The organism is Tritonibacter aquimaris, assembly GCF_009617595.1.
GTDB lineage: Bacteria > Pseudomonadota > Alphaproteobacteria > Rhodobacterales > Rhodobacteraceae > Epibacterium > Epibacterium aquimaris.
In genome coordinates, this window is sequence record NZ_WIXK01000006.1 from 15,781 (window position 1) to 33,008 (window position 17,228).

The following is a 17,228-nucleotide window of genomic DNA, read 5'->3' on the forward strand; positions in this document are numbered from 1 at the left end:
CGCGGGTGAAAGTCTTTTCTGTTGTGGAATTCGCGCCAGGGAAGCGCGGTGGTTGTAGTGTTCGAACGACGTTTTATGCCTCCGGAACAAATGAGAACAATGCAAAAACATTTGCGAACAAAATCAACTTATGCTAAAAGTGGAATCAGTATGCACAATATATAGATATAGGTGGGTAGATGATGTTGGGAATTGGCTTGGGTTTATGGAATGCGGCTTTGTACAATCCTGTGGCACTGTGCCAGGAACCAATTGAAAAAGTTCGCCAAGCTATAGGGCGGCGTACGCTAATTGTTGTTGATGCTAGTGGAAGCCGTCTTGTCGTTGCTCCTTATGCGTATTTTGCCAGCAGTCGTCAGTTTTTGTTTGGCGATGTTCTGGTGGCAGACGACAACAGCGATTTGAGTATGGGTCTTCAAAAAATCAATCTTGAGGAAGTGACAAAAGTAGAGATTTCGAACGCATCATTTGTTCCGTCGGAAGCCGGGCGTTTGTTTTTGAATGATCTAGAGGGATTGCAGAGCACTGTAGGTTTTTTTGAAACGGTTGATGATTTTTTAGAAGCTCACAAACCTGGAGGATAAGACCGGAAGCCAATCTTTCTCTTGCCCCCAACCCCTTAAACCCTTATAGGAACCCATCGCTCTGAGGGGTTTGCGTGCGAATCCCTTTTGGCGGTCTCTTTTTTCGGGGCTAACCCTTTGGGGCAAAACCCGAATTTACATAACCCACCAGGTTGAAGAGTTACCCGTCATAAGGGGCTCTCTGGTGCCAAGGAAAGGAACGAAAGGCGATGAACGCCAAGGATCTTCGCGAAAAGACCGTGGATGAGCTCCGCGATCTGCTCGCTTCTTACAAAAAAGAAAGCTTCAACCTGCGTTTTCAGCAGGCAACCGGTCAGCTGGAAAACACTTCGGGTATCCGTGCGGCACGCCGCAACGCCGCTCGTGTGAACACCATCCTGAACGAAAAAGCTGCAGCAGCGGCTGAATAAGGAGCTTCAAAGATGCCCAAACGTATCCTGCAAGGCGTCGTGACCTCCGACGCAAACGCTCAAACCGTGACTGTTTCGGTCGAGCGTCGCTTTACGCACCCCGTTCTGAAGAAAACCATCCGTAAGTCCAAAAAATACCGGGCCCACGATGAGCAGAACACATTCAAGGTTGGCGACAAAGTCCGCATCATCGAATGCGCACCAAAGTCGAAAACGAAACGCTGGGAAGTTCTGGAAGCCTAAGAGCCTGAAATTCAGGCTCCTGGCGACTAAACTTTACAGTTAGTCGAAACCCTGGGGACCACAGCACGCATCGCTGCCCCATAGGTCGGGAGAAACCACATGATCCAGATGCAAACAAACCTGGATGTTGCTGACAACTCCGGCGCTCGCCGAGTTCAGTGCATCAAGGTTCTGGGTGGCTCCAAGCGTAAATACGCTTCCGTAGGCGACATCATTGTTGTCTCGGTTAAAGAAGCCATCCCGCGCGGCCGCGTGAAAAAAGGTGACGTCCGTAAGGCCGTTGTCGTTCGCACCGCCAAAGAAGTACGTCGCGAAGACGGCACCGCGATCCGTTTTGATCGCAACGCTGCCGTAATCCTGAACAACAACAACGAGCCGGTAGGTACCCGTATCTTTGGCCCGGTTGTTCGTGAACTGCGCGCGAAAAACTTCATGAAAATCATCTCGCTTGCTCCGGAGGTGCTGTAATTATGGCTGCTAAACTCCGCAAAGGCGATAAAGTGATCGTTCTGGCTGGCAAGGACAAAGGCAAAGAAGGCACCATCGCCTCCGTTGACCCCAAAGCCGGCAAAGCAGTGGTCGAAGGTGTGAACATGGCGATCCGCCACACACGCCAGACCCAAAACAGCCAAGGTGGCCGGATTCCTAAGGCTCTGCCGATCCAGCTGTCGAACCTGGCTCTGCTGGACAGCAACGGTAAAGCGACCCGCGTTGGCTTCCGTGAGGAAGACGGCAAGAAAGTCCGCTTCGCCAAAACCACCGGGGAGACTGTATAATGCTTGATAATGCAAACTACACCCCGCGCCTGAAGGCTCTGTATGCGGACAGCATCCGCGCGTCCTTGAAGGAAGAATTTTCCTACAAGAACGACATGCAGATCCCGAAGCTGGAAAAAATCGTTCTGAACATCGGTTGCGGCCGCGCTGCTGTTAAAGACAGCAAAAAAGCAAAATCCGCACAGGCTGACCTGACCGCAATCGCGGGCCAGAAGGCACTGACCACCGTTGCGAAGAACTCTATCGCTGGCTTCCGCGTTCGTGAAGGCATGCCGATGGGTGCAAAAGTGACCCTGCGCGGCGACCGGATGTTCGAATTCCTCGACCGTCTGATCACCATTGCGATGCCGCGTATCCGCGACTTCCGCGGCGTATCCGGCACTTCTTTTGACGGTCGTGGCAACTACGCCATGGGCCTGAAAGAGCACATCGTGTTCCCAGAAATCGACTTTGATAAAGTTGATGAGCCTTGGGGCATGGACATCGTAATCGCCACCACAGCGAAAACCGACGCTGAAGCAAAGGCACTGTTGAAAGCTTTCAACATGCCCTTCAACAGCTAAAGCGCGGGAAGGATAGAGACATGGCTAAGAAAAGCATGATCGCACGCGAGAAAAAGCGTGAGCGCCTGGTGGCCAAATACGCTGCCAAACGCGCCGAGCTGAAAGAAATCGCAAATGACGAAAGCAAGCCGATGGAAGAGCGTTTCAAAGCGCGTCTGAAACTGGCGAAACTGCCGCGGAATTCTTCCGCGACCCGTCTGCACAACCGCTGCCAGCTGACCGGCCGTCCTCACGCTTACTACCGTAAGCTGAAGATCAGCCGTATTGCGCTGCGCGACCTGGGCTCTGCTGGTCAGATCCCTGGTATGGTCAAATCGAGCTGGTAAGGAGAGAGCATTATGAACGATCCTATCGGTGATATGCTGACCCGTATCCGCAACGCATCTTTGCGTGGCAAATCCGTTGTAGACACTCCTGCGTCCAAACTGCGCGCATGGGTTCTGGATGTGCTGGCGGACGAGGGCTACATTCGCGGCTACGAGAAGACCACTGGTTCAGATGGTCATCCGGCGATTGAAATCAGCCTGAAGTACTACGAAGGCGAACCTGTAATTCGTGAACTGAAGCGGGTTTCTAAACCCGGTCGTCGCGTTTACATGGGCGTCAATGACATCCCATCAGTCCGTCAGGGCCTGGGCGTGTCGATTGTCTCCACACCCAAGGGTGTGATGTCGGATGCAAGCGCACGCGCAGCCAACGTTGGCGGCGAAGTGCTCTGCACCGTCTTCTAAGGAGGTATTCGATGTCCCGTATTGGTAAAAAACCAGTAGACCTGCCCAGCGGCGTTTCCGCCTCTGTGTCCGGTCAGACCATCGAAGTGAAAGGCCCGAAAGGCGCCCGTACCTTCACTGCCACTGATGATGTCGCCATCACTGTTGAAGAAAACGTGGTCAAAATTGACCCACGTGGCATGTCCAAACGTGCCCGTCAGCAGTGGGGCATGGCTCGCACCATGGTCCAGAACTGTGTTGTTGGTGTTACCACCGGCTTCAAAAAAGAACTGGAAATCAACGGTGTTGGTTACCGGGCTCAGATGCAGGGCAACACCCTGAAGTTGAACCTTGGTTACAGCCATGATGTCGAATTCGATGCGCCTGATGGTGTTACCATCACCGCACCGAAGCAGACTGAAATCGTTGTGGAAGGTATCGACCAACAGCTTGTTGGCCAGGTTGCGGCAAACATCCGCAAATGGCGTGCTCCTGAGCCTTACAAAGGCAAAGGCATCAAGTACAAGGACGAGTTCATCTTCCGCAAAGAAGGCAAGAAGAAGTAAGGACGCTCAACATGGCAAACAGCAAACGTACACTGTTTCTGAAACGCCGCTTGCGCGTTCGGAACAAGCTTCGCAAAGTAAACGCAGGCCGTCCGCGTCTGTCCGTACACCGTTCGAACAAGAACATCTCTGTTCAGCTGATCGACGACGTACGTGGCGTGACCCTGGCCGCAGCTTCTACCCTGGAAAAAGACCTGGGTTTCGTTGGCAAGAACAACGTAGAAGCGGCGACCAAAGTGGGCGCAGTGATCGCAGAGCGCGCAAAAGCGGCTGGCGTATCCGAAGCGTATTTCGACCGCGGTGGCTTCCTCTTTCACGGCAAAGTGAAGGCTCTGGCCGACGCTGCGCGTGAAGGTGGTCTGAAGATCTAAGTAATTTGGGCGTCCCTTACTGGGGCGCCCGAGCTCTTATGAATGTGGGTTGCTGTGCGGCCCCGATGATCCGGGCAGGGCTTGCTCTGCACCAGGATTGGAAAATTGATGTGATCCGTCACATCCACGCTCTGAAAGGAATGCCAAATGGCAGAACGTGAAAATCGCCGTGGCCGTGGCCGCCGCGAAGAAGAAACACCGGAATTTGCTGACCGTCTGGTCGCGATCAACCGCGTCTCCAAAACTGTAAAAGGCGGTAAGCGCTTTGGTTTTGCTGCTCTGGTTGTTGTTGGTGACCAAAAGGGCCGCGTTGGCTTTGGCAAAGGTAAAGCCAAAGAAGTACCTGAGGCGATCCGTAAGGCGACTGAGCAAGCTAAGCGTCAGATGATCCGCGTACCTCTGAAAGAGGGCCGCACTCTGCACCACGACATGCACGGCCGTCACGGCGCGGGCAAAGTTGTTATGCGCACCGCACCTGAAGGTACTGGTATCATCGCCGGTGGTCCGATGCGTGCTGTGTTCGAAATGCTGGGCATCAAAGACGTTGTTTCCAAGTCGATCGGCTCTCAGAACCCTTACAACATGATCCGCGCAACCATCGACGGGCTGAAAAAAGAATCCAGCCCCCGTTCCGTTGCACAGCGTCGTGGCAAGAAAGTTGCTGACATCCTGGGCAAACGTGACCAGGCACCGGCAGCAGACGCCGCTGCAGAATCCGCTGAAGCGTAAGGAGACTGAACCATGGCTAAAACCATCGTCGTCAAGCAGATCGGTTCCCCGATCCGTCGTCCCGCCGACCAGCGCGCTACCCTGGTTGGTCTGGGCCTGAACAAGATGCACAAGACCCGTGAACTCGAAGATACCCCTTCGGTACGCGGTATGGTCAACAAGATCCCGCATCTGGTTGAGATCATCGAAGAGCGCGATTAATCGCATCTTCATGACATGACTTAAAAACACCCCCGTGCCCTTGGTGCGGGGGTGTTTTTGTGTCTGGCAGAGCTTTTGCCGCAGTGGCGCTGCACCGGGGCTCAGGGCTGAACGGACGTGAAATCACATACGACTTTTAGGCAGCTTTACTGGGCGAACCGGCAAACCTAGCGTGGAAATATACATTCTTTAACATGCATATTTCGTAGAGACGCCTCAGATGAAACAGATTTGTATTTCTGCCGTAGCCCTATTGGCGACCGCAATCAGCGCCTCGGCAAGCTGCCTATCGGGCCCGGCAAGCGCGCGATTAACAGCTCAAAATGGCATCGTTTCGGATCCTGCGACGGGGCTTGAATGGCAGATGTGTCTGCACGGGCAAATCGCAAATAGCTCAGGCTGCGAAGGCCCTGCAACAGAGGTTTCCTGGCTTGAGGCAGATCGTATCGCCGAAGATCTTGGTTGGCGGCTGCCAACGCTTGAAGATCTGAACACCGTTCTCAGCAACGCGGGCGATGGCGGGCATTTCCCAATGCCGTTTGCGCTTTGTCAGTCGGGGCAGATCTGGACCGCATCACCGGGGTTTCCCGTAAACGATGTTGCCGCAGTTGTTGAATTGGATACGGGGTTGGTTTGGGGAACAGGGAAAGGCGTTGCGCGTTTGTTTGTCTTGGTACGTGGTGAGATCAATACGGAATACCACCACAGCGACCCGCCCAAGCTGTGACCGCGGCTGGCAGTGATGCAGGTAAATGGGCCAGCTGCTGCTTTTCCCAAAAAACTTGGGAATAAACCTCAGGGCAGGGGCGTAGCATATATACCTGTCGCGTGCAGGTGATCTGATATGGAGCCTGATATGAACCGTTTTCTCACTGCTATTCCTCTGCTTGCCCTTTCCGCCACTCTGGCCGTTGCCGCCGGGCATGGTGCGCATGGGGTGAAAACCTCCGCAGATGGCTATTTCACCGATGGTCACAACATGACGCTTTATACCTTCGACAAGGATGGTGACGGCGTGTCCAACTGCTATGACAAATGCGCTACCGCCTGGCCGCCGCTCTTGGCGGAAGAGGGCGAAGAGTTGCCCCAGGGCTTTGCCACCATCATGCGCAAAGATGGCGGCGCGCAGATCGCTTATAAGGGCCAGCCGCTCTATCTGTGGATCAAAGATAAAAAGCCGGGCCAGACCACTGGTGATGGTGTAAAAGGTGTGTGGCATATCGCGAAACCCTAAATGATCTTGCGCCCGGCCCGCACCACCGCGTGCGCGGCCGGGTGCCTTGGATGAGGTGACCCATGTCCGGGTTTGATGTTCAATTGCGCAAGGCCCTGCCGGACCTGTGGCGCTACGGGTTTTCGCTGACCCGCGATCACGCCCAGGCGGATGATCTGGTGCAGGACTGCGTTGAACGCACCCTGCGCAAGAAACTGATGTGGCAGGCGGATGCGCCGCTGAAACCCTGGATGATGAAAATCCTGCTGAACCTGTTTCGCGACCGTTACCGCAGCCAGGGGCGGCGCGCTGAGGTGCCGTTTGAAAATGAACACGGCGGCGCGGTGTCTGATGCCGCCTGGCAGGATCTCGATGAGCTGCGGGTGGTGATGAACCGGATGCGGGATTTGCCAGAAACTCAGCGTCAGGCGTTGCAGCTGGTGGCGTTTGGCGGATTGACCTACAGCGAAGCCGCTGATGTGCTGGAGGTGCCAATTGGCACTGTTTTATCTCGGGTTTCCCGCGCGCGGGCCCATTTGAACACAGAGGCCACCCCGGTGGCCCATGGGATTAGGAGCGTGAAATGAACCGCTTCAGAAATGTCGAAGAACAGATCAGCGCCTATCTCGATGGTGAGATGAGCGAAAGCGAACGCCTGACGTTTGAACAGGAGCTGGACAGCTCGCCCGCGCTTTTGCAGCGGCTGGAAAAATGGGCCGAGACCGATCAGCTTTTGGCGCAGGCGGTGCCAACGCCAGATCCCGCCCATCTGGAGCGGCTGATCAAACCCGCTCCGCAACCCCGAACCCTGCCATTGCGCCAGATCGCGGCTATGGCGGCGATGTTTATCTTTGGCGGGCTCTCTGGCTATGGCTTCAACGCCTATCAGGGAGAAACCCTGCGCCAACCCATTGTGATTCAGGCGGTGGCCGGGGCAACAGCCGCGCATCGGATGTTCTCAGCCGAGGTGCGCCACGCGGTGGAAGTGCCCGCAAGCGAGACAGAGCATCTGGAAACCTGGCTCTCCAAACGCATGGGCCGCGAGATGAACGTGCCGCAGCTGGAAACCCACGGGCTCAGCTTTGTTGGCGGGCGGATGCTGCCCTTTGGCGATCAGGTTGCGGGCCAATACATGTATGAAGACGCCTCTGGTGAGCGCATGACCCTTTATATGACCAAAGCCGATCAGGAGGCGCATACCTCGGTGCGCTATCTCGATCAGGATGGTCTGACCATTGCGCGCTGGCAGGAAGGGCCTTGGCTGTTCATCCTGATTGCCCCCATTGCGCGCGATGCGTTTTCCCCCATTGCAAGCGACGTGCATGAGGCGCTGATTTAATAAAATCGTAAGTAGCCTATCTATGCTGCACCTGCATAACGGGCAGTCCGAAGTGGCAATTGTTAGCGACCGACAGGGGCCTTAAGTTGGGGGTGTCAGACGAAGCGCCTGACCTAAGGCACCGGAATGGGTCCGGGCCACCGACGCAAAGGACTAGGCACATGGCTACCGCAGTACTTAACACCACTTCTTCTCCTCTGGTTTCTCTGTCAGCCGTTTGGGACGCGCTGAAACAGCGCCGTGAGCTCGCGCGTGAATACCGCGTCACCTTCCAGGAACTGGACCAGCTGTCAGATCGCGAACTGTCTGATATCGGTGTGGCCCGCTGGGAAATCCCGACACTCGTGACCAAACATGTTTATGGCCGCTAAGCGCGCGCCAGCTAGATCAGTGCAACACTGAAATCCTTGCCGGGGCCTGCATATTGCGGGCCCTTTGTGCTTTGATAAAACGCCATTTTCTGCACGGCTGGGCGGCGTGCCACGTATCCGCACAAAGGGGTGTTGCCTCCCCACCGTACGCCCCATTTTCCATCGCTTAAGACGCGCTTGTTAGCCTGCTTTTGTTCATGAACACTTGTCGGGCCTTACACCCCCGGCACGCGGATCAGGGCCCGGGCTTATCATCCCCGGGTGTCAGAAGACGTCTTTTGCATTGGGGCCACCCAATCCACCATCCACCCGGCGGCGCCGCCACTTTTATAATTGATGCGCCAGACCCCGGAAAACCGGATCAGAACACAAGATCGACCGGACAGGGCAGGGGCCTTGGCCGCGAAAGTTGATGCAGGCGGTGACATTTGCTCGGCGAGGCATTATTTTCATTAGATAATGTGATTTACTGCGTTAAAGTGTGAAAACCCGCAGCGAAACATGATATGTTGGAGCTGAGATTAGGAAAGGAGGACATCACATGAGCGTCAGAACCTATAAGACGATCCAACTCGTTGGAACCTCCATCATGTGCGTGGCTCTTTCCGCCGGCGCCGTAGTTGTGGTTGCAATGGTCTTTTGATCCGGCGGCGTTTGGTTGGCTCCGGGCTGACCGCAAAAAACGCCACACCAACAACCATCCCCAAATGCAGATTGCCGATAATCGCTTGTAGCGCTGCAAATCCACGTGCCCCAGTGTCTGGTCGGAAGTCTCCATATCCCAAGGTCGAAAAAGTCACCGTTGAAAAATAGACATGGCTCCAAGGTGAGACATCCGGTTCTGGGCCAATGATGCCAAGCAGGCGATAACAGACTGCAAAGGTTAAAATCGTCAAAGCTGCGGACACCAATGTGTCCTGAGCCAATCTGATCGGGTTCGGCCAGAAATTCTGTGAAGTCAAAAATGGAATGGCGATCACCACAAGGCAGAAATAGGCGATCGCCCATAGCACAAATATGATCGCGCCGATCATTTCTATCAGGGGGTAATCATCCACAAAAACCGGGCTGAAATTTTCGGCAATCAGAACGGCGCATAAAGCCAGTGACGCCAATGTCCACATTCTTCGGATTTTGCTGCCGGGGCTGCTGGTTTTGCGCAAAAACAGAAAAGACATGGCCCATTTGTGAATATCATCAGCTTGAATACAACAAGCTTAGTTACAGCAACGCGTGTGGGCAAGCTCTGGGCACTTGATCCAAACGCCTATCCCGTCTATACGCCCCCGGTGGTGTTGCATCACCGCAAGAATCAACAAGCAAAAAAAGCCGCGTTTGACCCTGCTACGCTTCAACGGGTCACATCCGGCACTGGAGAAGCGATATGAAACTGCATGAATTGCGCGACAATCCTGGCGCCTCCCCCAAACGCACCCGCGTTGGCCGTGGTCCGGGTTCCGGCAAAGGTAAAATGGGTGGCCGTGGTATCAAAGGTCAGAAATCCCGTTCGGGTGTTTCGATCAACGGTTACGAAGGCGGCCAAATGCCGCTCTACCAACGCCTGCCAAAGCGTGGCTTTAACAAGCCGAACCGTAAAGAATACGCGGTTATCAACCTGGGCCTGATCCAGAAGTTCATCGACGCAGGCAAGCTGGACGCAGCCTCCATCACCGAAGACAGCCTGGTTGCTGCTGGTGTTGTGCGCCGCAAGCTGGACGGTGTACGCGTTCTGGCCAAAGGTGAAATCACCGCAAAAGCGACTATCTCCGTCACCGGCGCTTCCAAAGCGGCTGTTGAGGCGGTGGAAAAAGCAGGTGGTGCACTGACCGTTGCAGCCGCTGCGGCCGAGTAAACCGGCTATTGTCCTTGTGAGCAGCGCAATTGCTGCTTACATAGGGGCTTAAGTTTTCCAACACGCCGTCCGAGCCGGAAAACGGTTCAGGGCGGCGTTTTTGCAAGAAGAGACCAATTACATGGTATCAGCAGCTGAGCAAATGGCCGCGAACACCAGCTGGGCCGCCCTGGGCAAGGCCACAGACCTGCGTAATCGCATCCTGTTCACCATTGGACTATTGATCGTCTACCGTCTGGGCACCTTTATTCCGGTGCCGGGTATCGACACCAACGCCCTGCGAGAGTTTATGGAATCCGCAGGCGCGGGCATCGGCGGCATGGTTTCCATGTTCACCGGCGGCGCGCTTGGGCGGATGGGGATCTTTGCCCTTGGCATTATGCCCTATATTTCGGCATCGATCATCGTCCAGCTGCTGACCTCTATGGTGCCTGCGCTTGAACAGCTCAAAAAAGAGGGCGAGCAGGGCCGTAAGAAAATCAACCAGTACACCCGCTACGGCACCGTGCTGCTGGCAACCGCGCAGTCCTACGGGCTTGCGGTTTCGCTAGAAAGCGGCGAACTGGCAACCGATCCGGGCCTGTATTTCCGCCTGGCCTGTATGATCACCCTGATCGGCGGCACCATGTTCCTGATGTGGCTGGGTGAACAGATCACCAACCGCGGCATCGGCAACGGTATCTCGTTGATCATCTTTGTTGGCATTATCGCCGAAGTGCCTTCGGCAATTGCGCAGTTCTTCGCATCTGGCCGCTCCGGCGCGCTGAGCCCTGCGGTGATCCTGGCCGTGATGTTGATGATCGTTGGTATCATCATGTTTGTGGTCTTCATGGAGCGCGCGCTGCGTAAGATCCACATTCAATACCCGCGTCGCCAAGTGGGTATGAAAGTCTATGATGGCGGCTCCAGCCACCTGCCGATCAAAGTGAACCCAGCGGGTGTGATCCCGGCGATCTTCGCCTCTTCACTGCTGCTGCTGCCAACCACAATCGCGACCTTCTCGACCGGTGCGGCAACAGGTCCGGTGATGTCCTGGCTGTTGGCAAACTTTGGTCCGGGTCAGCCGCTTTATCTGTTGTTCTTCGTGTCGATGATCGCGTTCTTTGCGTATTTCTACACGTTCAACGTGGCGTTTAAGCCCGAAGATGTGGCGGACAACCTGAAGAATCAGAATGGTTTTGTTCCGGGCATCCGCCCTGGTGCCAAAACGGCCGAGTATCTTGAGTATGTTGTGAACCGCGTTTTGGTGCTGGGATCTGCTTACCTTGCGGCAGTTTGCCTCCTTCCCGAGATTCTGCGCGGCCAATTGTCAATTCCGGTCTACTTTGGTGGCACTTCTGTTCTTATTGTGGTCTCGGTAACTATGGACACGATCCAACAGGTACAGAGCCATCTGCTCGCGCATCAATATGAAGGCTTGATTGAAAAGAGCCAGCTGCGTGGGCGTAACAAGAAACGCACGAGACGGGGACCGGCACGTCGATGACTAATATTATTCTTTTGGGCCCGCCAGGCGCGGGCAAGGGCACACAGGCAAAAAATCTGGTGGCCACGCGCAACATGGTTCAGCTGTCCACCGGGGACATGCTGCGCGATGCGCAGGCTTCCGGCTCCGAAATGGGCCAGAAAGTTGCGAAGATCATGTCCGAAGGCAAGCTGGTCACCGACCAGATTGTGATCGGTCTGATCCGTGAAAAGCTGCAACAGGGTTCTGAAGGTGGTTTCATCTTTGACGGCTTCCCCCGCACGCTGCCGCAGGCGGATGCGCTGGAAAAGCTGATGCTTGAGATGGAAATGAAGGTCGACAGCGTTATTGAGCTGCAGGTCGATGATGAGGTCCTGGTGGACCGGATCGTCAACCGCGCCAAAGAGGCCGCCGCCGCAGGTGAGCCGGTGCGCGCTGATGACAATGCCGAAAGCCTGAAGATCCGTCTGATGGAATACTACAAAAAGACCTCGCCGCTGATTGGCTACTATTACGCCAAGGGCAACCTGCAGCGTGTTGATGGTCTGGCGTCGATCGAAGACGTGCAGAAATCGATCGATTGGATCCTGGGTAAATAATTCAGTGTCGCCCGTGTTGGCGATGCAAAAAGATCTGAGAAGGGCTGCCAATAGGCGGCCCTTTCTTTTTGGGTTATTGTTGCAGCGACGGCTCTGAATATCGCTCAAGGGCGAGCTGCGCCAGCTCGTGGATTGCGCGTTGTTTCAGCGAGGGGGCACTGTTCACCGTCAGCAGGTTAAGCCGGTGCGGCAGCCCATTTTCCTGACGGCCAATGATATGGTAACCCATATGCCACTGGCTGAACATGCGTGCCTCGATCTTGTCGGACCAGATATCGCGATAGTCAAACAGCCGCTGATCGCGGGCAATACGCTGCACCAGATCCAGTACCGCGCTGCGTTCTCCTTCAAGCACCTGAACATATTCGTGCTGGCTGCGTACAAGAAAGCCAGTGATCTGGTTCGCCCCATTAAATTCTGTCGCCGCGCGCAGAATATCAAGATCGTGGAACGTATAGGGCGGGTAGGTGGCCTTGGCCTTGTAAAGCAGACGGAACAGCATTGCGCTTCCTGTTTCAGAACATGTGATGTCTTCAACTTTGGTCTTTGCATGTTTCACTGACAGGCTTCGGCCCGACACTGGTCTTGGCTATTAGCCCACCGCCATTGCATCCATCTGGGCGGGCGGGGGAGATTCGCGCAGTCTTTGGTCTTTTAGGTCCTGGCGCTGGCGCAGGTAGCACATGTGCTTCAGTATCGCAGGCAGCTGGTCATGCTGGAGTGAGCTGGTCTCACGTCGCAGAAATTCCCGGATCGCTTTGGAACTGCGGCACAGGTTCTGGGCATCGATATATCCCATTGACCAGGACGGGTAGTCGCGGCTGGCGGTGTCATCACGGCTGAGCACATGGATGCCAAACACCCGATCATCCAGGGAGATGTGCGAAATCAGCCTGTCGATTGCCTGATCGCTGCCTTCCACCACGCCGAGATAGCTGTTGTCCTCACGCAGTAGAAAGCCTGTGACATTGTTGCGCTGGTAATTGCGTATGCCTGCGCGCATAATATCCAGGTCGTGGACCGAAAATATCGGAAACCGCGCCTTTGCTTTGAAACAACAGCTGATCACTCTATCTGCCCTGCCCGATGGGATACTTAGTAAGTTTACATAATTATGCCGCCTAACTACCTTAAGTTGAGTGAGTTCTCAACATAAAAGTGACGTTGTTTAGCGTCATATTTAGGTTTCTGAATGATGTGAAAATTTGGATATGCTGCATCTGCACAGTTTCTAGGGTGCTGCGATGCAGAATGGGCGAAATCTGGGCATATCGATGAGGCTGGGGATAGACCCGCGCAGAGGGTCTTGACGCGAGCACTGGAACCACCTAATCAGAATTCCTCAATAAGAATCATCTTGATTTAGCTTGGATTCAGCAGATTTTGATGCTTAATCAGATTCGTTAGGCCCGAAGGCAGGCGCTTTCGGGCTTATGTTGTGAAAAAAGGTTCTGGAGCTACGGAACCGCAACTGTAAAAGGAAGATATAACGTGGCACGTATCGCCGGCGTAAACATCCCGACTGGAAAGCGGGTTCCGATCGCCCTCACCTATATCACCGGTATTGGCACCACCTCCGCCAAAGCCATCTGCGAAGCTGTCAACATTGATGCGACCCGTCGTGTAAACGAACTGTCGGACGCTGAAGTATTGGCCATCCGCGAGCACATCGACGCAAACTACACCGTAGAAGGTGACCTGCGCCGTGAAGTGCAAATGAACATCAAGCGCCTGATGGATCTTGGTTCCTACCGTGGCCTGCGTCACCGCCGTAACCTGCCGGTTCGCGGTCAACGTACCCACACCAACGCTCGTACCCGCAAAGGCCCCGCAAAGGCTATTGCTGGTAAGAAGAAGTAAGGGAGGGATCAGTCAATGGCACGTGATAAGACCCGCATTAAACGTAAAGAGCGCAAGAACATCGCCACCGGCGTTGCACATGTGAACTCTTCGTTCAACAACACCAAAATCCTGATCTCTGACGTACAGGGCAATGCGATCTCATGGTCCTCCGCAGGTTCCATGGGTTTCAAAGGCTCTCGTAAGTCTACCCCTTATGCGGCACAGATGGCCGCTGAGGATGCAGGCAAGAAAGCCCAGGACCACGGTGTAAAAACCTTGGAAGTGCTGGTGCAGGGCCCCGGTTCCGGCCGTGAATCCGCACTGCGCGCTCTGGCGGCGATCGGTTTCAACATCACCTCGATCCGTGATGTGACCCCAATCGCACACAACGGCTGCCGCCCACCAAAGCGTCGCCGCGTCTAAGATACAACTCTTTAGGGCCTTGCATCACGCGGGGCCCTTTAAGGCTTCATATAAACCTCGGGCGTCCGTCCTTATAGGGACATGGAGGGCGGACAGGAATGGAGGGACTGCATGATCCATAAGAATTGGGCAGAGCTGATCAAGCCAACGCAGCTTGAAGTCAAGCCTGGCAACGACCCCGCACGTCAAGCCACAATTATTGCTGAACCGCTGGAACGCGGTTTTGGTCTGACTCTGGGCAACGCGCTGCGCCGCGTTCTGATGAGCTCGCTGCAAGGCGCCGCCATCACCAGCGTACAGATCGACAATGTTCTGCACGAATTCTCCAGCGTTGCTGGCGTACGTGAAGACGTGACCGACATTATTTTGAACCTCAAGCAGGTTTCCCTGCGCATGGAAGTAGAAGGCCCCAAGCGCCTGTCGATTTCCGCCAAAGGCCCGGCCGTTGTGACCGCAGGTGACATCGCCGAAACCGCTGGCATCGAGGTTCTGAACCGTGAGCACGTGATCTGCCACCTCGACGATGGTGCCGATCTGTTCATGGAGCTGACCGTCAACACCGGCAAAGGCTATGTCTCTGCTGACAAGAACAAGCCCGAAGATGCGCCTATCGGTCTTATTCCGATCGATGCGATCTATTCACCGGTCAAGAAGGTCTCCTATGACGTTCAGCCGACCCGTGAAGGTCAGGTTCTGGATTATGACAAGCTGACGCTGAAGATGGAAACCGATGGTTCCATCACTCCCGATGATGCGCTCGCGTTTGCGGCCCGTATCGTTCAGGATCAGCTGTCGATCTTTGTCAACTTCGACGAGCCGGAATCCGCAGGCCGCCAGGACGAAGACGATGGTCTCGAGTTCAACCCGCTTCTCTTGAAGAAAGTGGACGAGCTGGAACTGTCTGTACGTTCGGCAAACTGTCTGAAGAACGACAACATCGTTTACATCGGCGATCTGATCCAGAAAACCGAAGCAGAAATGCTGCGCACCCCGAACTTTGGCCGCAAATCTTTGAACGAAATCAAAGAAGTGCTGTCGGGCATGGGTCTGCACCTTGGCATGGACGTTGAGGACTGGCCACCGGACAACATCGAAGATCTGGCGAAGAAGTTCGAAGACAGCTTCTAAACGCGCACAAGCCAAAGTGGGCACCAGTTTGGGATCCACCTGCGCGGCAGAAAGATTTGAGAGGGGCCTTTGGCCCCTTTCGCAATGCCCGGATCTGCCGGGGAATACATGGGCATCCGCCCCAAGGTGAGTGGCTGACACGCATCAGCTGCCTGACAAAGCAAAAACGCAGATTGAAGGAACAAACAAATGCGTCACGCACGTGGTTACCGCCGCCTGAACCGTACTCATGAGCACCGTAAAGCCCTGTTTTCCAACATGGCCGGCTCGCTGATCGAGCACGAGCAAATCAAAACTACCCTGCCCAAAGCAAAAGAACTGCGCCCGATCATTGAAAAAATGATCACTCTGGCAAAGCGTGGCGATCTGCACGCACGCCGTCAGGCCGCGTCCAAGCTGAAGCAGGACCAGTATGTTGAGAAACTGTTCGAGGTTCTTGGCCCGCGCTACAAAGACCGTCAGGGCGGCTATGTCCGTGTCCTGAAAGCTGGCTTCCGCTATGGCGACATGGCACCGATGGCGATCATCGAATTTGTTGATCGTGACGTTGATGCAAAAGGCGCAGGCGACAAAGCCCGCGTTGCTGCAGAAGAAGCGGCTGCTGACGAATAAGAAGATCTCAGGTTTTAGAACCTGAACTTTGACCCCGCTCTGGCAACAGGGCGGGGTTTTTCGTTTGTGCGGGCCTTATGGTTTGGGCTGCGCCCCAATCAAAGCATGACATCGCGCACCGGGCGGCGCAGCGACATCGGCAGTGCGGGCGCACGGCCAAAGCGGACAACAAGGTCCGGCCGCTGATCGGGCAGGCCAAGCCAGCGGGCAAACTCTGTGCGCAGGCCGGGCACTTCAACCGGTTGGTTGATATGGGCGGTGCGAATGCCAAGCGCGGTGGCCTGAAGCGCAAAGCGTTCAAAGCTCTGGCCAACCTTGATCCAATGGGCGGGGTCGGGCTGTTGCGCCACAAACACCGCCACCCCGGCAGAAGAGCGGATGTGATCGCGGTACTTCCTATTTTCGGCCTCTTTGGTGAACAGCCTGTTGAACAGAGGGCTGGCGATCCACTCTGGCAGCGCCAGATTGCCGGAGCAGGCGCTGAACAACCCATCCCCGGTGTCGAGCGCGGTTTGCGGACTGAAACGGATCCAGCGGCGCAGCTCTGCAATGAATGCGGGGTCATCCATCTGGGCGCTGTTGCCCGCGACCACAAATTCGCCGATCTGCTCTAGCGCTTTGGTTTGGGTGAAAAGCATCAGCTGGACCCCGTCTTGTTGCGCAGCCACCCGAAGCAGCTCCAGATCTTCGCGCGACAGCGACATCCCATCAAAGGCGGCGCGGGTGGACTGGCGCAAAGGGATCGCCTGATAGAGCGCATCCGCGCGTGGGCTGGCGCGGCCAAGGTGACACGTGATGCTCGGGGCCTGGGTCAGCGAGATCTCGGCAGGTCGCCCTATGGCGCGGGCGGCAATCCTAAGGTTCTCGCTGGCGCAGCCCAGGCTGACATAGAGATGGTGATCATCGGGATCCACCACTGCGGTGCGACGGCTGAAATCGGGACTGAGCGTGATGGCATTTTCCGCCACCCGAAAGCGCCAGGGCTGGGTGTTGTGGCTATTGGCGGCGAGGGTGGACAGGCGGATCAACGCGGGCAGGTCGGGGTTTTCCGAGAGCAGCTGGCGTTGGTGTTCGACCTCGCTGTGATAGCGATCGAGCCGGGGCCAGAACCCATAGGAGCCCATTGCAGCACCAAGGCCCGCGAGGGGTATGGCGGTGGTCATAAATCTTCGACGTGACATCATTAGACTGTCCTCGAATATGCAGCGGGTATTTTATAGGTCAGTGCAGC

Annotated in this window: 28 protein-coding genes; 24 read left to right on the forward strand and 4 right to left on the reverse strand. The window is 55.4% G+C overall.

Annotated elements, in window-relative coordinates; all coding sequences use genetic code 11:
- Positions 1-179 precede the first annotated feature (179 nt).
- The 17 genes from GG681_RS12455 to GG681_RS12535 all read left to right on the forward strand — a co-directional run bounded on the left by GG681_RS12455 (position 180) and on the right by GG681_RS12535 (position 8,076).
- A complete protein-coding gene (locus tag GG681_RS12455) occupies positions 180-584 on the forward strand; it encodes a hypothetical protein (protein WP_153548360.1) in 405 nt (134 codons plus the stop codon).
- Positions 585-793: 209 nt separating this feature from the next.
- The gene (gene rpmC / locus GG681_RS12460) at positions 794-994 is read left to right on the forward strand and encodes a 50S ribosomal protein L29 (protein ID WP_153548361.1); all 201 of its coding nucleotides are present in this window, start codon (positions 794-796) and stop codon (positions 992-994) included.
- A 12-nt stretch (positions 995-1,006) separates the two neighbouring features.
- Positions 1,007-1,237, forward strand: a complete 231-nt coding sequence (gene rpsQ / locus GG681_RS12465) for a 30S ribosomal protein S17 (protein WP_153215343.1) — start codon at positions 1,007-1,009, stop codon at positions 1,235-1,237.
- 99 nt (positions 1,238-1,336) lie between these two features.
- Positions 1,337-1,705, forward strand: coding sequence for a 50S ribosomal protein L14 (rplN, locus tag GG681_RS12470; RefSeq protein WP_005621870.1), 369 nt, complete (start codon positions 1,337-1,339; stop codon positions 1,703-1,705).
- Positions 1,706-1,707: 2 nt separating this feature from the next.
- Complete coding sequence (gene rplX / locus GG681_RS12475; RefSeq protein WP_153548362.1) at positions 1,708-2,013, forward strand: 50S ribosomal protein L24; 306 nt, start codon at positions 1,708-1,710, stop codon at positions 2,011-2,013.
- On the forward strand, positions 2,013-2,576 hold the full coding sequence (rplE, locus tag GG681_RS12480) for a 50S ribosomal protein L5 (RefSeq protein ID WP_153548363.1): 564 nt from the start codon (positions 2,013-2,015) through the stop codon (positions 2,574-2,576). The genes rplX and rplE overlap by 1 nt, the downstream gene beginning before the upstream one ends.
- Before the next feature lie 20 nt (positions 2,577-2,596).
- A complete protein-coding gene (rpsN, locus tag GG681_RS12485; RefSeq protein WP_153548364.1) occupies positions 2,597-2,902 on the forward strand; it encodes a 30S ribosomal protein S14 in 306 nt (101 codons plus the stop codon).
- A gap of 12 nt (positions 2,903-2,914) precedes the next feature.
- Positions 2,915-3,307, forward strand: a complete 393-nt coding sequence (gene rpsH / locus GG681_RS12490) for a 30S ribosomal protein S8 (protein WP_153548365.1) — start codon at positions 2,915-2,917, stop codon at positions 3,305-3,307.
- An 11-nt stretch (positions 3,308-3,318) separates the two neighbouring features.
- Entirely contained in the window at positions 3,319-3,852 is a 534-nt protein-coding gene (gene rplF / locus GG681_RS12495) for a 50S ribosomal protein L6 (RefSeq protein ID WP_153548366.1), read from the forward strand.
- Between the two features lie 11 nt (positions 3,853-3,863).
- Positions 3,864-4,223, forward strand: a complete 360-nt coding sequence (gene rplR, locus GG681_RS12500; RefSeq protein WP_153548367.1) for a 50S ribosomal protein L18 — start codon at positions 3,864-3,866, stop codon at positions 4,221-4,223.
- Positions 4,224-4,370: 147 nt separating this feature from the next.
- Positions 4,371-4,952, forward strand: a complete 582-nt coding sequence (gene rpsE / locus GG681_RS12505; protein ID WP_153548368.1) for a 30S ribosomal protein S5 — start codon at positions 4,371-4,373, stop codon at positions 4,950-4,952.
- A 12-nt stretch (positions 4,953-4,964) separates the two neighbouring features.
- Positions 4,965-5,153, forward strand: a complete 189-nt coding sequence (gene rpmD, locus GG681_RS12510) for a 50S ribosomal protein L30 (protein ID WP_008559881.1) — start codon at positions 4,965-4,967, stop codon at positions 5,151-5,153.
- Between the two features lie 220 nt (positions 5,154-5,373).
- Complete coding sequence (locus tag GG681_RS12515) at positions 5,374-5,880, forward strand: Lcl domain-containing protein (protein WP_153548369.1); 507 nt, start codon at positions 5,374-5,376, stop codon at positions 5,878-5,880.
- Positions 5,881-6,009: 129 nt separating this feature from the next.
- Positions 6,010-6,387: a COG4315 family predicted lipoprotein gene (locus tag GG681_RS12520; RefSeq protein WP_153548370.1), complete on the forward strand. Its 378-nt coding sequence runs from the start codon at positions 6,010-6,012 to the stop codon at positions 6,385-6,387.
- Positions 6,388-6,449: 62 nt separating this feature from the next.
- Complete coding sequence (locus tag GG681_RS12525; RefSeq protein WP_153548371.1) at positions 6,450-6,953, forward strand: RNA polymerase sigma factor; 504 nt, start codon at positions 6,450-6,452, stop codon at positions 6,951-6,953.
- Positions 6,950-7,705 carry an anti-sigma factor family protein gene (locus GG681_RS12530; protein ID WP_153548372.1) on the forward strand — a complete coding sequence of 252 codons (756 nt, stop codon included), beginning with the start codon at positions 6,950-6,952 and terminating at the stop codon, positions 7,703-7,705. Before GG681_RS12525 ends, GG681_RS12530 begins: the two co-directional genes overlap by 4 nt.
- 161 nt (positions 7,706-7,866) lie before the next feature.
- Positions 7,867-8,076 carry a DUF1127 domain-containing protein gene (locus tag GG681_RS12535; protein WP_153548373.1) on the forward strand — a complete coding sequence of 70 codons (210 nt, stop codon included), beginning with the start codon at positions 7,867-7,869 and terminating at the stop codon, positions 8,074-8,076.
- Between the two features lie 587 nt (positions 8,077-8,663).
- Here GG681_RS12535 and GG681_RS12540 read toward each other — a convergent pair.
- Complete coding sequence (locus GG681_RS12540; RefSeq protein WP_235899932.1) at positions 8,664-9,254, reverse strand: potassium channel family protein; 591 nt, start codon at positions 9,252-9,254, stop codon at positions 8,664-8,666.
- 206 nt (positions 9,255-9,460) lie between these two features.
- On the opposite strand from GG681_RS12540, the gene rplO reads away from it, so the two are divergent.
- The 3 genes from rplO to GG681_RS12555 all read left to right on the forward strand — a co-directional run bounded on the left by rplO (position 9,461) and on the right by GG681_RS12555 (position 11,992).
- Complete coding sequence (rplO, locus tag GG681_RS12545) at positions 9,461-9,928, forward strand: 50S ribosomal protein L15 (RefSeq protein ID WP_153548374.1); 468 nt, start codon at positions 9,461-9,463, stop codon at positions 9,926-9,928.
- A 121-nt stretch (positions 9,929-10,049) separates the two neighbouring features.
- Positions 10,050-11,414 (forward strand): preprotein translocase subunit SecY, encoded by a 1,365-nt coding sequence (gene secY, locus GG681_RS12550; RefSeq protein WP_153548375.1) that lies wholly within the window; start codon positions 10,050-10,052, stop codon positions 11,412-11,414.
- Positions 11,411-11,992, forward strand: coding sequence for an adenylate kinase (locus GG681_RS12555; protein ID WP_153548376.1), 582 nt, complete (start codon positions 11,411-11,413; stop codon positions 11,990-11,992). The genes secY and GG681_RS12555 overlap by 4 nt, the downstream gene beginning before the upstream one ends.
- A 73-nt stretch (positions 11,993-12,065) precedes the next feature.
- On the opposite strand, the gene GG681_RS12560 is transcribed toward GG681_RS12555, so the two are convergent.
- Together GG681_RS12560 and GG681_RS12565 are read right to left on the reverse strand one after the other, a co-directional pair.
- Positions 12,066-12,551, reverse strand: coding sequence for a BLUF domain-containing protein (locus GG681_RS12560; protein WP_153548377.1), 486 nt, complete (start codon positions 12,549-12,551; stop codon positions 12,066-12,068).
- A gap of 33 nt (positions 12,552-12,584) precedes the next feature.
- Positions 12,585-13,061: a BLUF domain-containing protein gene (locus tag GG681_RS12565; RefSeq protein ID WP_153548378.1), complete on the reverse strand. Its 477-nt coding sequence runs from the start codon at positions 13,059-13,061 to the stop codon at positions 12,585-12,587.
- 422 nt (positions 13,062-13,483) lie between these two features.
- Between GG681_RS12565 and rpsM the strand changes: the two genes are divergently transcribed.
- The 4 genes from rpsM to rplQ all read left to right on the forward strand — a co-directional run bounded on the left by rpsM (position 13,484) and on the right by rplQ (position 15,997).
- Entirely contained in the window at positions 13,484-13,852 is a 369-nt protein-coding gene (gene rpsM, locus GG681_RS12570; RefSeq protein WP_328593378.1) for a 30S ribosomal protein S13, read from the forward strand.
- 15 nt (positions 13,853-13,867) lie between these two features.
- Complete coding sequence (gene rpsK / locus GG681_RS12575; protein WP_153548379.1) at positions 13,868-14,257, forward strand: 30S ribosomal protein S11; 390 nt, start codon at positions 13,868-13,870, stop codon at positions 14,255-14,257.
- A gap of 111 nt (positions 14,258-14,368) precedes the next feature.
- Entirely contained in the window at positions 14,369-15,385 is a 1,017-nt protein-coding gene (locus tag GG681_RS12580) for a DNA-directed RNA polymerase subunit alpha (RefSeq protein WP_153548380.1), read from the forward strand.
- Between the two features lie 189 nt (positions 15,386-15,574).
- Positions 15,575-15,997: a 50S ribosomal protein L17 gene (gene rplQ, locus GG681_RS12585; protein ID WP_153548381.1), complete on the forward strand. Its 423-nt coding sequence runs from the start codon at positions 15,575-15,577 to the stop codon at positions 15,995-15,997.
- A 98-nt stretch (positions 15,998-16,095) separates the two neighbouring features.
- Here the strand turns inward: rplQ and GG681_RS12590 are convergent, their stop codons facing one another.
- Positions 16,096-17,178, reverse strand: a complete 1,083-nt coding sequence (locus tag GG681_RS12590; RefSeq protein WP_153548382.1) for an Acg family FMN-binding oxidoreductase — start codon at positions 17,176-17,178, stop codon at positions 16,096-16,098.
- Positions 17,179-17,228 lie beyond the last annotated feature (50 nt).

Excerpts from the sequence above, each read along its gene's own strand:
- GG681_RS12520 (WP_153548370.1), top strand. The coding sequence starts at position 6,010 with ATGAACCGTTTTCTCACTGCTATTCCTCTGCTTGCCCTTTCCGCCACT.
- GG681_RS12590 (WP_153548382.1), bottom strand. The coding sequence starts at position 17,178 with ATGTCACGTCGAAGATTTATGACCACCGCCATACCCCTCGCGGGCCTT.
- rpmC (WP_153548361.1), top strand. The coding sequence starts at position 794 with ATGAACGCCAAGGATCTTCGCGAAAAGACCGTGGATGAGCTCCGCGAT.
- GG681_RS12535 (WP_153548373.1), top strand. The coding sequence starts at position 7,867 with ATGGCTACCGCAGTACTTAACACCACTTCTTCTCCTCTGGTTTCTCTG.
- rplE (WP_153548363.1), top strand. The coding sequence starts at position 2,013 with ATGCTTGATAATGCAAACTACACCCCGCGCCTGAAGGCTCTGTATGCG.
- secY (WP_153548375.1), top strand. The coding sequence starts at position 10,050 with ATGGTATCAGCAGCTGAGCAAATGGCCGCGAACACCAGCTGGGCCGCC.
- rpmD (WP_008559881.1), top strand. The coding sequence starts at position 4,965 with ATGGCTAAAACCATCGTCGTCAAGCAGATCGGTTCCCCGATCCGTCGT.
- rplF (WP_153548366.1), top strand. The coding sequence starts at position 3,319 with ATGTCCCGTATTGGTAAAAAACCAGTAGACCTGCCCAGCGGCGTTTCC.
- rplN (WP_005621870.1), top strand. The coding sequence starts at position 1,337 with ATGATCCAGATGCAAACAAACCTGGATGTTGCTGACAACTCCGGCGCT.
- rpsN (WP_153548364.1), top strand. The coding sequence starts at position 2,597 with ATGGCTAAGAAAAGCATGATCGCACGCGAGAAAAAGCGTGAGCGCCTG.
- rplO (WP_153548374.1), top strand. The coding sequence starts at position 9,461 with ATGAAACTGCATGAATTGCGCGACAATCCTGGCGCCTCCCCCAAACGC.
- GG681_RS12530 (WP_153548372.1), top strand. The coding sequence starts at position 6,950 with ATGAACCGCTTCAGAAATGTCGAAGAACAGATCAGCGCCTATCTCGAT.
- rplQ (WP_153548381.1), top strand. The coding sequence starts at position 15,575 with ATGCGTCACGCACGTGGTTACCGCCGCCTGAACCGTACTCATGAGCAC.
- rpsK (WP_153548379.1), top strand. The coding sequence starts at position 13,868 with ATGGCACGTGATAAGACCCGCATTAAACGTAAAGAGCGCAAGAACATC.
- rpsE (WP_153548368.1), top strand. The coding sequence starts at position 4,371 with ATGGCAGAACGTGAAAATCGCCGTGGCCGTGGCCGCCGCGAAGAAGAA.
- GG681_RS12540 (WP_235899932.1), bottom strand. The coding sequence starts at position 9,254 with ATGTCTTTTCTGTTTTTGCGCAAAACCAGCAGCCCCGGCAGCAAAATC.
- GG681_RS12455 (WP_153548360.1), top strand. The coding sequence starts at position 180 with ATGATGTTGGGAATTGGCTTGGGTTTATGGAATGCGGCTTTGTACAAT.
- rplR (WP_153548367.1), top strand. The coding sequence starts at position 3,864 with ATGGCAAACAGCAAACGTACACTGTTTCTGAAACGCCGCTTGCGCGTT.
- GG681_RS12580 (WP_153548380.1), top strand. The coding sequence starts at position 14,369 with ATGATCCATAAGAATTGGGCAGAGCTGATCAAGCCAACGCAGCTTGAA.
- GG681_RS12515 (WP_153548369.1), top strand. The coding sequence starts at position 5,374 with ATGAAACAGATTTGTATTTCTGCCGTAGCCCTATTGGCGACCGCAATC.
- GG681_RS12555 (WP_153548376.1), top strand. The coding sequence starts at position 11,411 with ATGACTAATATTATTCTTTTGGGCCCGCCAGGCGCGGGCAAGGGCACA.
- GG681_RS12525 (WP_153548371.1), top strand. The coding sequence starts at position 6,450 with ATGTCCGGGTTTGATGTTCAATTGCGCAAGGCCCTGCCGGACCTGTGG.
- rpsH (WP_153548365.1), top strand. The coding sequence starts at position 2,915 with ATGAACGATCCTATCGGTGATATGCTGACCCGTATCCGCAACGCATCT.
- rpsQ (WP_153215343.1), top strand. The coding sequence starts at position 1,007 with ATGCCCAAACGTATCCTGCAAGGCGTCGTGACCTCCGACGCAAACGCT.
- rplX (WP_153548362.1), top strand. The coding sequence starts at position 1,708 with ATGGCTGCTAAACTCCGCAAAGGCGATAAAGTGATCGTTCTGGCTGGC.